11 protein-coding genes are annotated in these 13,053 nt (G+C 66.3%); 1 reads left to right on the forward strand and 10 read right to left on the reverse strand.

All coding sequences use genetic code 11. The annotated features are described in order from the left end of the window. Positions 1 to 42: 42 nt before the first annotated feature. The 5 genes from N2L00_RS15960 to N2L00_RS15980 all read right to left on the reverse strand — a co-directional run bounded on the left by N2L00_RS15960 (position 43) and on the right by N2L00_RS15980 (position 5,848). A complete protein-coding gene (locus N2L00_RS15960) occupies positions 43 to 972 on the reverse strand; it encodes an ABC transporter ATP-binding protein (RefSeq protein WP_255765489.1) in 930 nt (309 codons plus the stop codon). A gap of 33 nt (positions 973 to 1,005) precedes the next feature. Next, positions 1,006 to 1,848, reverse strand: coding sequence for an ABC transporter permease (locus tag N2L00_RS15965; protein ID WP_255765490.1), 843 nt, complete (start codon positions 1,846 to 1,848; stop codon positions 1,006 to 1,008). Next, on the reverse strand, positions 1,845 to 2,852 hold the full coding sequence (locus tag N2L00_RS15970; RefSeq protein ID WP_255862232.1) for an ATP-binding cassette domain-containing protein: 1,008 nt from the start codon (positions 2,850 to 2,852) through the stop codon (positions 1,845 to 1,847). The genes N2L00_RS15965 and N2L00_RS15970 overlap by 4 nt, the downstream gene beginning before the upstream one ends. Positions 2,853 to 2,918: 66 nt before the next feature. Further along, complete coding sequence (locus N2L00_RS15975) at positions 2,919 to 4,151, reverse strand: MFS transporter (protein ID WP_374676595.1); 1,233 nt, start codon at positions 4,149 to 4,151, stop codon at positions 2,919 to 2,921. A 14-nt stretch (positions 4,152 to 4,165) separates the two neighbouring features. Continuing rightward, the gene (locus tag N2L00_RS15980; RefSeq protein WP_255862790.1) at positions 4,166 to 5,848 is read right to left on the reverse strand and encodes an ABC-F family ATP-binding cassette domain-containing protein; all 1,683 of its coding nucleotides are present in this window, start codon (positions 5,846 to 5,848) and stop codon (positions 4,166 to 4,168) included. 100 nt (positions 5,849 to 5,948) lie between these two features. Between N2L00_RS15980 and N2L00_RS15985 the strand changes: the two genes are divergently transcribed. Further along, positions 5,949 to 6,269 carry a putative quinol monooxygenase gene (locus N2L00_RS15985; RefSeq protein ID WP_227920318.1) on the forward strand — a complete coding sequence of 107 codons (321 nt, stop codon included), beginning with the start codon at positions 5,949 to 5,951 and terminating at the stop codon, positions 6,267 to 6,269. A 43-nt stretch (positions 6,270 to 6,312) separates the two neighbouring features. On the opposite strand, the gene N2L00_RS15990 is transcribed toward N2L00_RS15985, so the two are convergent. From N2L00_RS15990 to N2L00_RS16010, 5 genes are all read right to left on the reverse strand, one after another. After that, entirely contained in the window at positions 6,313 to 7,503 is a 1,191-nt protein-coding gene (locus N2L00_RS15990) for a hypothetical protein (protein WP_255862231.1), read from the reverse strand. Positions 7,504 to 7,618: 115 nt separating this feature from the next. Next, positions 7,619 to 8,830, reverse strand: a complete 1,212-nt coding sequence (locus N2L00_RS15995; protein WP_260554413.1) for a hypothetical protein — start codon at positions 8,828 to 8,830, stop codon at positions 7,619 to 7,621. Positions 8,831 to 8,983: 153 nt separating this feature from the next. Continuing rightward, positions 8,984 to 10,438, reverse strand: coding sequence for an NAD(P)/FAD-dependent oxidoreductase (locus N2L00_RS16000; protein WP_255862229.1), 1,455 nt, complete (start codon positions 10,436 to 10,438; stop codon positions 8,984 to 8,986). Next, on the reverse strand, positions 10,438 to 11,529 hold the full coding sequence (locus N2L00_RS16005) for a peptidoglycan bridge formation glycyltransferase FemA/FemB family protein (RefSeq protein WP_255862228.1): 1,092 nt from the start codon (positions 11,527 to 11,529) through the stop codon (positions 10,438 to 10,440). The genes N2L00_RS16000 and N2L00_RS16005 overlap by 1 nt, the downstream gene beginning before the upstream one ends. Further along, entirely contained in the window at positions 11,526 to 12,986 is a 1,461-nt protein-coding gene (locus N2L00_RS16010) for a glycosyltransferase family 87 protein (RefSeq protein ID WP_255862227.1), read from the reverse strand. The genes N2L00_RS16005 and N2L00_RS16010 overlap by 4 nt, the downstream gene beginning before the upstream one ends. Positions 12,987 to 13,053 lie beyond the last annotated feature (67 nt).

Here is a 13,053-nt window from a genome sequence, read left to right on the forward strand (position 1 = left end):
GACCGGTCCAAGGGATGAATCAGGGGTCCCCCTTAGGGATGACTAGGGGTTTCCCCGACCCTGCCCGATGTCCCGGGATTGGTACTCGACCTCTCCTCGGGTCAACTCCATATAGGCGTCCTCCAGGGATGCCTGCAGCGGGGTCAGCTCCGTGACCAGGATCCGCCGTGACAGCGCGGCTTCGGCAATCCCGCGGGCGGACAGCCCGAGGATTTCGAGCTGGCCCGGTGCCGGCCGGCGTATTTCCACGCCGTCCGAACCTATTGCGGCCGCCAGGGCATCGACGTCGTCCGCGCGCACCAGGGTGCGTTCACGCCCGCTGCCGGCGAGGACCTGGTCCATGGGTGCGTCCGCCAGGATCCTGCCGCGGCCGATCACGATCAGGTGGTCGGCGGTCACTGCCATTTCGCTCATCAAGTGCGAGGAAATGAACACCGTGCGGCCCTCCGCGGCTAGGCCCCTGGCAAGATGCCGGACCCACTGCACGCCTTCCGGGTCCAGTCCGTTGACCGGCTCGTCGAAGATAAGCGTGCGGGGGTCTCCCAGCAACGCCGCGGCGATTCCCAGCCGCTGGCCCATCCCCATGGAGAAACCGCCCACGCGTTTGTTGGCCGCCGCTCCGAGGCCCGTCAGTTCGATGACCTCGGTGATGCGTTCCCTGGGAATGCCGTGGCTGGCGGCGAGCGCCCGCAGATGGTTGTATGCCGTCCGCTTAGGGTGGACAGCCTTTGCCTCCAGGAGCGCACCGACCTCCCGCAGGGGCGCCTTATGGTCGGCGTAGGGCCGTCCGTTGACCTCCACACTGCCGGCGGTTGGATGGTCGAGCCCCATGATCATGCGCATGGTGGTCGACTTGCCGGCCCCGTTCGGGCCGAGGAAGCCGGTGACCTTGCCGGGCTGGACATCGAAGGAGATGCCGTCGACGGCAGTCTTGCCGCCGAAGACCTTGGCGAGGCTGCGGGCCTCAATCATGGTTGATCCTCGTTTCCGAAGGGCTCCGCCCCGCTACCGGGAGCTGATCGACTCAAACTTCCGTACCGCCAGCGGGACGAAGACGACGAGCATCACGACCGCGCCGATCACCACCGTGGCAACGGCGTTCTGCATCGGCCAGGTGTCCGGCACCGGGGCGGTGCCGAGGTTGCCGAACAGTTCGCGCACGGCCTGCACGAGTGCCGAGACCGGGTTCCAGTCCGCAAAAGCCTCCAGCGGGCCGGGGAGGGTGGAACTCTGCACGAATGCGTTGGAGATAAAGGTGATCGGAAACAGGATCATAAAGGACGCGTTGTTGATTGTCTCCGGTGAACGCACCGACATACCGAGCAGGGCCATGACCCAGCTGAAGGCGTAGGAGAACAGCAGCAGCAGGGCGATGGCGGCCACGAACCGGCCGGGCGTGGAGTTCACCCGCCAGCCCACCAGCAGGCCGGTACCCATCATGATGAGCATGGAGATCCCGTTGAGCGCCAGGTCGGCGTTGGTCCTGCCGATCAGCACCGCGGACGGGCTCATCGGCAGGGTCCGGAAGCGGTCAATGATCCCCTCCTTCAGGTCCTGCGCCATGGCGGAGCCGGAGAACGTGGACCCGAACACCACGGTTTGGGCGAAGATGCCCGCCATCAGGAACTGGGTGTAATCCGTCCCCGCAACGGCAATGGACCCGCCGTAGACCTGGCTGAACAGCAGCACGAACATGATCGGCTGCAGCACCGCGAAGATGATCATGTCCGGGGACCGCTTGATCTTGATCAGGTTCCGTTTGGTGACGGTCCACCCGTCCCCTGCCCACCGTGCCGGAAGACTGGGGGTGCCGGTCCGGATGCCGGTTGCGGATACTGCCGCGCTCATCGGCGTGCCTCCTCTTTCTCCGTTTCGCTGTCCTCTGCGGTCGGCTTGCCGGTGAGCTGCAGGAAGACGTCGTCCAGGGTGGGGCGGCGGATGCCGGCGTCGTGCAGTTCGATGCCGCCGGCCTCCAGCTCGGACAGGATGCGCTGGAGCGCTGCGGGACCGTCGACGACGGCGACCTCCAGGGTCCGGCCGTCGCCGGAAACGTGCGGATCGCCCGAACCGTGCCGGCCCAGGATGGTCACCGCTGCGTCAGCGTCCTCCTGGCGGTGCAGGGCCACCGCCACTCGGTGCCCGCCGATCTGTGCCTTCAGGTCATCCGAGGTCCCCTCGGCGATAACCTTCCCCTCATCGATCACGGCCACCTTGTCTGCCAGCTGGTCCGCTTCCTCCAGGTACTGGGTGGTCAGCAGCAGGGTGGTTCCCCGGGCCACGAGGTCGGTGATGACGCCCCACAGTGCTATCCGGGACCGCGGATCCAGCCCCGTTGTCGGTTCGTCCAGGAACAGGACCCGGGGTTGGTTCACCAGCGCGCCGGCGAGATCCAGGCGGCGGCGCATGCCGCCGGAATAGCCCTTGACCGGCCGGTTGCCGGCGTCGGAAAGCTCGAACATGTCGATAAGTTCGATCGCCCGTTCCTTCGCGCGCCGGGCAGGCAGGTGGTACAGATGCCCCACCATGTCCAGGTTTTCGATACCGGTGAGGTTTTCGTCCACGGCGGAGTACTGGCCGGACACTCCAATGACCCGGCGTACTTCTTTGGGGTTGGAGAGAACGTCTATGCCGTCAATGACGGCTGTGCCCGAATCGGGCCGGATCAGGGTGGTGAGGACCTTGACGGCAGTCGTTTTCCCGGCCCCGTTGGGGCCCAGCAAAGCGGTCACCGTTCCTTCAGGGACAGTAATATCCAGTCCGTCCAGGGCATGCACGGGACCGGATTTCGAGGAGTAGACCTTGGTCAGCCCCTCGGCGGAAATCAACGGCGTGGACTGTGGTGAAAAGGACATGGGTCGAGGGTAGGACCGGGAAGGGCCCCCGCGCCCGTGCTTTGCGGACAGAAACGGTCCGCAGCTTTAGGCGGGTTCGGACCCGGCCTTCTGCTCGGCGGCGGCCGGAGCAAAAGCAATGGAAACCAGCATGGCTGCGCCCACCACCAGCAGGGCGTTGCGTATGCCCCAGTGTTCGCCCAGGAAACCCAGCACCGGCGGTCCGACGAAGAAGGCCATGTAGCCGATGGTGGACACCACCGATACCCGGCCCGCGGCATGGACCGGATCTTCCCCCGCGGCAGACATGCCCATCGGGAAGCCCAGGGCCGCACCGATGCCCCACAGCACGGCGCCGAGGGCGGCGAGACCGAGGTTCGGGGCGAAAACGAAGAGCAGCAGTCCGGCCAGGGAGGCGCTCATGCACACCCGCAGCGCCGGTACGCGGCCCATCCGGTCGATCAGCCGGGCACCGAACCAGCGGGTAAGGGTCATGGCTGCCACGAAGACGCCGAACATCACGGCGCCGGCGGACTCACTGGTGCCCAGTCCGTCCACGGTCGCCTTGGCAACCCAGTCATTTGCCGCACCTTCGGTGAGGGCTGCGCCCATGACGACGACGCCGATCAGCAGCGTCCTGCCCTCCCGCCAGGCACCGAACCGGGAGGGTTTAGCCGTCGCGTCGGCGCCGTGGCCTGCAGATGCGTGCGGCAACTGGAGGAAGTTCCGCGGCACGATCAGCACCGCCACGCAGACCACCGTCAGGATGCCCAGCAGATGCAGGGACAGCGAGATTCCCGCCCAGGAGAGCAACGCACCGATCATGGCACCCACAAACGCCCCGGCGCTGAAGGCGCCGTGGAACTTGGGCATCACCGTCCGGCCCACCCGGCGTTCGACGTCGGCCCCTTCCAGGTTCATGGCGACATCCCAGCCGGCAATGCCGACGCCGAAGACCAGCAGACCGGCACCGGTCAGCGGAATCGACCCCAGGCTGAGTCCGGCGGCTATGACGAGGGAGGCTATCGACGTCGTAATTCCACCGGCGCGCACGGTGCCTGCGGTGCCGATGCGCTGCGCCACCGAACCGGCCAGCGGCAGCGCGGCCACGGATCCGATGGCCGAGAACAGCAGGAGCAGGCCAACACCGGCGGCGCCGATCCCCAAATCCTCTGCGGCGGCCGGAATGCGGGCTGCCCAGCTGGCAAACACCAAGCCGTTGAGGCCGAAGATCACGAAGACGGCGATGAGCGCCTTATTCACTCCGGTTTCATGGCGGAGGGCGGCATCATTGAGGGGCTGCGCACTGTTTTCGTTCACGCCAGTATTGTCCCCTACCGCACACGCTCCACGCGTTTCTCGTCCCAGACCGGTGTCTCGGACTCGTAGACCCTGCCGTCGGAGCCGAACACCAGGAACCGATCGAAGCTGCGGGCAAACCAGCGGTCGTGGGTGACCGCCAGGACGGTCCCCTCGAACGCGTCAATGGCCTTTTCCAGCGCCTCGGCCGAGTGCAGGTCCAGGTTGTCGGTGGGCTCATCCAGCAGGAGCAGGGTGGCGCCGGACAGCTCCAGGAGCAGGATCTGCATCCTCGCCTGCTGGCCGCCGGAGAGCGACTCGAACTTCTGCTCCGAAGAGGCGGCCAGCCCGTAGCGGTCCAGGGCGCCCGCGGCTGCTTCGCGGCCCAGCCCGGAGCGGTGTTCGTCGCCGCGGTGCAGGATGTCCAGCAGGGTCCGTTCGGCCAGGTCCGGGCGCATCATGGTCTGGGCGAAGAACCCGGGCCGGATGCGGGCACCCAGCTTCACCGAGCCGGCATGCGGCACCGGGGCGATCTCCACCTCCGACACCGGTTCGTGTTCCCGGTCCGGATCGCTGCCGCCCAGGGCCAGCAGGCGCAGGAAGTGGGATTTTCCGGAGCCGTTGGAGCCGAGCACCCCCACCCGGTCGCCGAACCAGATCTCGGTACTGAACGGTTTCATCAGGCCGGTCAGTTCCAGCTTCTCGGCGACGACGGCGCGCTTGGCCGTGCGGCCGCCGCGCAGCCGCATCTTGACGTTCTGTTCCACCGGCAGGGCCTCCGGCGGCCCGGCTTCCAGGAACTTGGCCAGCCGGGTCTGGGCGGCGTGATAGCGGTTGGCCATGTCGGAGCGGAACGCGGCCTTGTTCTTGTACATGTTGACGAGTTCCTTGAGCTTGAGATGCTCCTCGTCCCACCGCCGGCGCAGTTCCTCGAACCGGGCGTTGCGGTCTTCCCTGGCCTTGACGTAGCTGCCGAATGCGCCGCCGTGGATCCATGCGGAGGCGCCGTTGATGCCCGGCTCCAGGGTCACGATGCGGGTGGCGGCGTTGTCCAGCAGCTCCCGGTCGTGGCTGACGAACAGCACGGACTTCTTGGAGGCGGCAAGTTTTCCTTCGAGCCAGCGTTTGCCTGGCACGTCGAGGTAGTTGTCCGGTTCATCCAGGAGCAGGAGCTCGTCGGGGCCGGCGAAAAGCGCTTCCAGGACCAGCCGCTTCTGCTCGCCGCCGGAAAGGGTGGCGGCCTTGCGGTACTGCGCCCGGTCGAAGGGCAGCCCGAGCGCCGCCATGGTCACCTCGTCCCAGACCGTCTCCTGCTCGTACCCGCCGACGTCGCCCCATTCGGTGATGGCGGTGGCATAGCGCATCTGGGTGGGCTCGTCGTCGTGCTCCATCATGGCCAGCTCGGCGGCGTCCACTTCGCGGGCAGCGGCAGCAAGTGCCGGCGGCGCGGCCGAGACGAGCAGGTCGCGGACCGTGCTGTCATCCCGGACCTGCCCGACGAACTGGCGCATGATGCCCATGTTCCCGGACCGGGAAACCGTGCCCTCGTCCGGCATCAGGTCACCGGCGATGATCCGGAGCAGGGTGGTTTTTCCGGTGCCGTTGGGGCCGATCAGAGCGGTCTTGTGCCCGTCGCCGACCTTGAAGCTGACGCCGTTGAGCAGCTGCCGTCCGTCGGAGAGGAAATAGTCAATGTTGGATACGTCGAGGTGCGCCACGTACCCATCTTGCCATCCTTCCGTCCCTCCCTCCGGTGGCCCGGTGCCGCCGTCGGGGCATACGATGAAAACCCCGAGAATCAGCGAAAGCAGGACTGAAATGATCTTCATAACCGTCAAGTTCCTCGTCAAGCCCGAGTGGACCGAGCGCTGGCCGGAACTGACCGCCGGCTTCACCGAAGCCACCCGGGCCGAGCCGGGGAACCTCTGGTTCGACTGGTCCCGCAGCCTGGAAAACCCCAACGAGTTTGTCCTCGTGGAGGCGTTCAAGGACGACGCCGCGGCCGCCCACGTCCAGAGCGACCACTTCCAGCAGGCCATGAAGGACATGGTCCCGGCGCTGGTGGAAACCCCGAAGATCATCAACACCGTCATTGAGGGCGAAGAATGGTCCCGGATGGGTGAGCTGACGGTCGAATAGGGCCGCTTTTCGTCCGGAGCCTTCGTCCGGAGCCGGAGTGCTGTCAGTCTGCGAAGGTGAGGGAGAGTTCCTCGCCGTTGATCTCCACTTCGGCGTACATCCAGTAAAGCTGGTAGCTCTCCCGCTCCGGTTGCCACGAACCGCCCCGATTCACTTCGGCGTCCAGGATGAATTCCCCGTCCACGGCCCGCACCGGGAACGGTCCCGTGGGATCGCTTTCGATGGGGTCGAGGGTGGGCGGAGTCTTCATGCTCCAGGAGATGTTCCGGTAACTATCCGGATCCTCGGCCGTCCACTGGTTCGGGCAGCCCTTCGGCATCAGTTCAGTCGCCTTCATGCACTTTTCGAGGTGCGCCGTTAGCCCGGCCTCGATTTCCCCGCGGCCGGCTTCCGTGACCTGCGGCTTCAGGTCGACGGTTCCCGCCCGTACAGCCGCAGCGCCGTCCGGGTTCAGGCGCGCGCTCACCACCCGGTCCGGATAGCCGGAATAAGGGCTGCCGGTAGCGGCACTCAGGGTGTAGTCGCCGGGCAGGAAATTAAACACCGTGCTTCTGCGGAGCGCCTCCATGTCCTGGCCGGGGATGTCCACCCCGTTGACAGCGACGGCAGTGGCGTCTCCCCGCAGGATGTAGTGCACCTGGGTGCTCCCCAGGCCGATATTCAGCTTCCATTTCCGAAAGAACAACGCTTCGCTGCCGGCGGTGCGCAGATCCAGTGTTACGGCATGGCTGTCGCCGCCCTGTTCGATGTCCACGCTCACGTCAGCCTGGCCGTCGGTGACCACCACATCGGTCACTTCAAAGCCGGTGATTGTGTTTTCCGCCTCGGCGTACACCTCGTTGGTCATCAGGGAGTAGTCCTCCCAGTCAAGGTCGGGACCCATGCCGATGGCCCGTTCCACGTCACCGTCGACAATTGCCTGAAGATACTCTTCAGCCAGCACCTGCGGGCCGTACACGGTCTCGTTGAAGTGCCTGAAAGCGAAGTAGCCTCCTGCAACCAATGCCGCCAGCACGGCGACGGTAACGCCGGCGGCGATCAACAGGGTGTTGCGCTGCGACGGGTCGGCTTTGGGCGGTTCCTGTCCCTGCATGCCGTTCTGTCCGGGCGGCGGCGGCCACTGCTGTTTTGGCCACTGCTGCCGGTCTTCACTGCCCGCACCCGGCGGCGGCGAGGCTGGGTACACCCCTGCCCCCGCCCCCGGCCCGTAGTAATCGACATTCTGGTCCGCCATGACTTGTTCCCCCGGTTCAAGTACCCGGCTGCGCGGCCGGCACTCGATAACTTATCGGGTTTTATGACGGAGGTAACAATTACGGCCCCGCCGGATCCGGCGGGGCCGCCTGCTGCTAGTCGGCGAAAGTCATGGTGATCGTTTCGCCCTGGATGTCCACCATGGCGGGCAGCGAGTAGAGCTCAACAGTTCCCTTCATGGCCCGCCACTCGTCACCCTCCTTCATTTCCGCATCCAGGGTGAACTGCCCGTTTACTAGCTCCACCGAGAACGGGAATGACGGGTCCCCCTCAATCGACTCGTAAGCGGGTTCCTTGGCCATGCTCCATTTGATGTTGCGGAAGTTGTTGGGATCCTCGCCGTCCGCTTGGTTTGGGCAGCCCTTGGGCTGCAGTTCCGTCAGCTTCAGGCAGCTTTCCAGGTGCGCCTTTGTCCGGGCCTTGATCTCCTCGCGCGCCGCGTCCGTGATCTCCGGGATGAATGCGACCCCCATCAATGATTCCTGGCCGTCCAGGCGGACGGACATTTTCTCGTCCCCGCCGTAGCTGACGAACTTCGTTCCGGTAGGTGCATTGAAGGTGTACTCGCCCGGCAGCACGGCCAGCTTCCTGCCGTCCTCGGGCATTTCCACGCTGACGCCGTTTACGGCAGGTTCGGAGGCATCCTCATCCAGCGTGTAGCGCAGCGACCAGGAGCCCAGCGGGGCGTCCAGCTTCCACTTCTTGAAAAACACTGCCTCCGTGCCGTTCTCTGACAGCTCCAGCTTCATGGCCTGGGTGTCGTCCCCCTGTTTGACGTCCACGGTCACGTCAGCGGTGCCGTCGTTGACCACCACATCGGTCACTTCGAATCCGCTGATCCTGTCGGTGGCCTTCGAGTAAACCTCGTTCGTCATCAACGAGTAGTCCAGCTCATCCCCGGTGGCAGGAGCCATTTCCATGGCGCGCTCAACGTCCGCGTCGACGAGCGCCTGGAGGTATTCCTCTGCCTGCACCCGGGGGCTGTAAGTCGTCTCGCTGAGGTGTTTGTAGCCGAAGAACCCTCCGACGCCCAGAATCACCAGCAATCCAGCCGCAACGCTGCCGGCAATGATCAGGCCTTTACGCCGCTTCGGGTTCGGCTGCTTCGATGCCTGTCCCGGCAGTCCGGGTCCCCCGGGTGGCGGAGGAGCCGCCTGGGGCCATTGCCCCTGCGGTCCCGGTGCCTGCGGAGCAGGGGGATTGGGCTGGTGCGGCTGCTGTGGTTGTTGCTGCTCGGCGCCCGGACCGGGCGGCGGCGGAGCCCCCTGGTTCCCCTGTGCGCCAACAACCGGACCGTGGCTATCCATTTGTCTGTCCCCCATGACTTGTCCCCCAGTTCAAGTACCCGGCTACGGTGCCGGTACCGGATAACATACAAGGCTTTATGGCATGGGTCACAATCACGGCAGGGCGGGAAACGGGGTGCCGAGGACCCCCGGATAACCGGGAGGCGGAGGTCCCTAGCGGGCTCCCTGCGCAGGTTCCAGTGAGGGCATCGGCAGCCCGAACACGTCCTCCAGTGCCAGCTTCGCAGCATGCAGGCCGCCCATCCCGTGAACGCCCGGCCCCGGCGGGGTGGAGGCCGAACTGAGGTAGACACCGGGAAGCGCCGTACGCCACGGCTTCGGGGACAGGACCGGCCGAATCAGCATCTGGGCCAGCGTCACTGCCCCGCCGCCGAAGTCCCCGCCCACATAGTTGGCGTTGTACCGGGCCAGGTCCGCCGCCGTCGTCACCCGCGAATCGACAACCACATCCCGGAAGCCCGGCGCGAAACGCTCGATCTGCGCCGTGACCGCTTCCGTCATGTCCACCGTGGATCCGGCTGGCACATGGCAGTAGGACCAGAGCACGGAACGGCCCGCCGGGGCCCGGGTGGGATCGAAGCCGCTGGGCTGGGACAACAGGACGTAGGGGCGGGCCGGGTGCCGGCCGGCGGCGACGTCGGCCTCCGCTGCGGCCAGTTCCGCCCGGGTGCCGCCCAGGTGGGCGGTGCCGGTACGGGCCATTTCCGGATTCGCCCAAGGGACCGGACCGGAGAGGATGAAGTCCACCTTGCAGGCGGCATTGCCGTAGCGGAAGCGTTCCAGCGCCCGCGCATAGCGCGGAGGCAGGCGGTCCCCGCCCAGCTCCAGCAGCACCGAAGGGGAGACATCGAGGATGACGGCCCGGGAGCCGGCCACCTCGTCCAGGGAGGTGATGCGGTGGCCGGTGGAGATCCTGCCGCCGTGCGCCCGCAGATCGTCGGCCATCGCCTCGGCGATGGCCTGGGAACCGCCTACCGGGATGGGCCAGCCGACTGAATGGGCGAGCGTCCCGAGCATCAAACCGCCTCCGGCGGAGGGCAGGGAAGGCATTTTCCCCACCGGATGCGCCGCTACGCCGGAGAGCAGCGCCGGTGCAGCGTCCTCCACGAACCGCCGGTTCCACATGGGCGTGCCCTGGTCCAGGGCGGCCAGGCCGAAGCACGCCAGCGCAATCGGATCCCGGGGGACGCTCAGGAGGGAACCCATCAGCAGTTCAGTGACTGCTTCGCTGCGCCGGACCAATGGCTCCATCAGCCGTCGGTAGGCGGCACCGTCCCTTCCGAGTCCCTCCACCGTCCGGTCCAGGTCCCGATACGCCAGTGCGGCGCGTCCGCCGTCGAGCGGCGAGGCGTAGGAAATCTCCGGCACCACCAGGTCAATCCGCCGGTCCAGTCCGAAGCTGCGGAAGAACGGAGAGGCCAGGGCCATGGGGTGCACTGCGGAGCAGATGTCGTGCAGGTGGCCGGGTGCCATCAGTTCCCTGGTGCGGCTGCCGCCGCCCACCGTGGACTGGGTTTCGAACACCTCGACCTTGAGGCCGGCGCGGGCCATGATGACCGCCGCCGCGAGTCCGTTGGGACCGGCCCCGACTACACTGACATCGCTCATTAGGCCGCCTTTTCGCCCTTCCGTCCGGGGATCCGGCCGGCCAGACCCTTGGCAGAGGCCGGCAGGCTGCGCAGCTTCGCGGGCCCCTCGCGCCGCAGCTTCAGGGCGTTTGCCACCAGAGCGTACCGCAGCGGGTGGAGGGGAACGTCATAGGTAGTGGGGATGGTGACCACGGTCTTGGAGAAGTTCCGCTTGAACGTGGTGACGTTAATCAGGCTCGGGTAGTTGTCGCTGACGATCCCGGTCAGCCCGCACGCCGTGTTGCCCGCTTCCTTGAGGACCTTGAAGGCCTCCCAGAGCAGCAGGTAGGGCGCGTTGGTCTTGCGGGCGCTGTGCGAGCTCGCCGCGAAGTAGTAGACGGAGTAGCCGCGGTACTCGGTGGTGATCAGCCAGGACACGGCCTGTCCGTCCATGTAGGCCACCATGAGGCGCAGATGGTCACCGAGTTCGGTAAGCAGGGTTTCGTAGAAGGAGGACTCGAAACTCGAGAAGCCGTCCCGCGAAGCGGTTTCCTGCATGATGGGGAAGAGTTCGGTGCGGAACACCTCCGCCCAGCGTGCGCGCTCGATGGTCTGGACCTTGACGCCCAGCTTCTCCGCCTTGCGGATCAGGTTCCGCGCGTTGGAACGGAAAGACGCGAAGATTTCGTCCGTATCCGGAGTCAGGTCGACGACGATTTCCCGTTCGTACCAGCCGTGTTCCAGCGGACCGGTGACGGGTGGCTGCGGATGCGCGATCTGCATCCGGATGTACAGCGGGTCCACGGCGGGATCAGCCCGGAACTGTTCCTGCACGGTGGAAACGAGCCGGGCCTCGGCGTTGTGCGTGCGCGTGGTGAACCAGGTGGGGCCGTTAACGACCACCAGCGACGGCCGCAGCCGCCGTTCGGAGCGGAGGTAACTGGCGGTGGCAACCAGGGTGCCGCCGTCGTAATAGGCCCAGATGCCGTAGGGGCTGCGGCCAAGCTTCCGCTCAAAATCCGCCCAATAGGGGGTCTGCTCCAGCGGGATCACCACATCGGGGTGCGCGGCGGCGAGCGCCTCGAACTCCTCGTGGCTGAGCTGCTCGGAACGGTATGGAACGGGGGTCACTGTGCTTCTTTCGCCGGGGCCGCATGCGTTTCCAAGGATACCGGCCTTCGCCGCCGCAGGGCCCAGCGGTCGGGGGCGCCGTTGAACGGTCCGCCCTGCGGATCGTCGACGCCGTGCCGGCGCACGGGGTCGCCGTCGGGCTCCAGGATGTCGGACACCACCCGGTACATCAGATAGAGCGTGGCCAGCACGTGGCCCAGCACCGCCAGCACATAGTAGGGCGAATCGAGGTTGTTCTCGGCCGCTCCGCCGGAGGTCTCTTTCGCGAGGTACATCCAGATAGCCCACCAGTGCATCACTTCGAAGAACTGCCAGATCAGGAAGTCGAGCCACCTCGGCCGGGCCAGGGCGACCAGGGGAATGAGCCAGAGGACAAACTGCGGCGAGTACACCTTGTTGGTGAGGACGAATGCCGCCACAATCAGGAAAACCAGCTGCGCCAGCCGCGGCCGCCGCCCGCAGCGCAGCGCCAGCACGGCGATTCCAAGGCACGCCAGCGCAAACAGCAGGTAAGCCCACAGATTGATGAATTCGGGTCCGACGCCGGTTCCGCCGGCCCGCTCCACGGTCAGGTTCCAGGCGAACCAGATCGACGAGTAGCCCGCCGGGCGCTCCGCGGTGAACGTGAGGAAGAAGCGCCAGGACTCGTAATCGCGGAGCAGGAACGGCAGGTTGACGGCCAGCCAGGTTGCTGCCGCAGCCGTGAAGGTCAGCACCGCCGGCCGCAGGCGGAGTGTCCGCAGCGCGAGCACCAGCACGGCGCCGAGAATCAGCACGGGATAAAGCTTCAATGCGGCGCCCAGCCCGATCAGCACTCCTGCTGCCACCGGACGGTTCCGGGCAAAAGCCAGCATGCCGGCCGTGGCCAGCATCACTGCGAAAATGTCCCAGTTGATGAACACCGACAGGATCGCCGCCGGGGCGACGGCCACCATGGCTGCGTCCCATGGCCGGCGCCCGGCCAGGCGCATGGTTGCTATGACCGTGGCAATCCAGGCCCCCGTGGCCAGGAGCGCGTTGACGTCGAAATACTGCAGCGACCTCAGGGCCGTGCCGCCTTCGCCGGGAACCACCAGTGCGGTGGCACCGGCCAGGAGTCCCAGGAGGACCGGATACTCAAAAAGGGTGCCCTCCGTCAGGAACGGGAAAACGCCGTCGCCTATCCCCCGGGTACGGAAGAGCTCCGGCCAGTCCGAATAGCAGGCGGAGTAAAACTGGTCCGGAGTGCCCCAGCCGCCCGCACGGCAGGGAGTCTTAACCAGGACGGCCAGCAGCGCGGAGACGATCGTGAACAGGACCAGCACCCGTTCCACGGTGAAAAATCCGGGCGAGACCATGCCCGGGGCGGCGTGGCGGCCCATGGGGCCGCCGATGCCTTCCGCGAACTTCCTCAGGAACGGATCGTTGCGGGAGGGCGCCGCAATGCGCTGCGGGCCGCGCCGGGAGTTGGGCTGCATGGGTCCAGTATCCACTAGCGAACCACCGCTTCGGTCCCGGCGGGGAACCGGGGAAACGGACGGGGTA

The organism is Arthrobacter sp. zg-Y1171 (genome assembly GCF_025244845.1).
GTDB lineage: Bacteria > Actinomycetota > Actinomycetes > Actinomycetales > Micrococcaceae > Arthrobacter_B.

What these genes read in the sequence shown, in the direction of transcription:
- N2L00_RS16000 (WP_255862229.1), bottom strand. Translation starts at nt 10,438, where the DNA reads ATGAGCGATGTCAGTGTAGTCGGGGCCGGTCCCAACGGACTCGCGGCG.
- N2L00_RS15965 (WP_255765490.1), bottom strand. Translation starts at nt 1,848, where the DNA reads ATGAGCGCGGCAGTATCCGCAACCGGCATCCGGACCGGCACCCCCAGT.
- N2L00_RS15990 (WP_255862231.1), bottom strand. Translation starts at nt 7,503, where the DNA reads ATGGCGGACCAGAATGTCGATTACTACGGGCCGGGGGCGGGGGCAGGG.
- N2L00_RS16010 (WP_255862227.1), bottom strand. Translation starts at nt 12,986, where the DNA reads ATGCAGCCCAACTCCCGGCGCGGCCCGCAGCGCATTGCGGCGCCCTCC.
- N2L00_RS15995 (WP_260554413.1), bottom strand. Translation starts at nt 8,830, where the DNA reads ATGGATAGCCACGGTCCGGTTGTTGGCGCACAGGGGAACCAGGGGGCT.
- N2L00_RS15960 (WP_255765489.1), bottom strand. Translation starts at nt 972, where the DNA reads ATGATTGAGGCCCGCAGCCTCGCCAAGGTCTTCGGCGGCAAGACTGCC.
- N2L00_RS15970 (WP_255862232.1), bottom strand. Translation starts at nt 2,852, where the DNA reads ATGTCCTTTTCACCACAGTCCACGCCGTTGATTTCCGCCGAGGGGCTG.
- N2L00_RS15985 (WP_227920318.1), top strand. Translation starts at nt 5,949, where the DNA reads ATGATCTTCATAACCGTCAAGTTCCTCGTCAAGCCCGAGTGGACCGAG.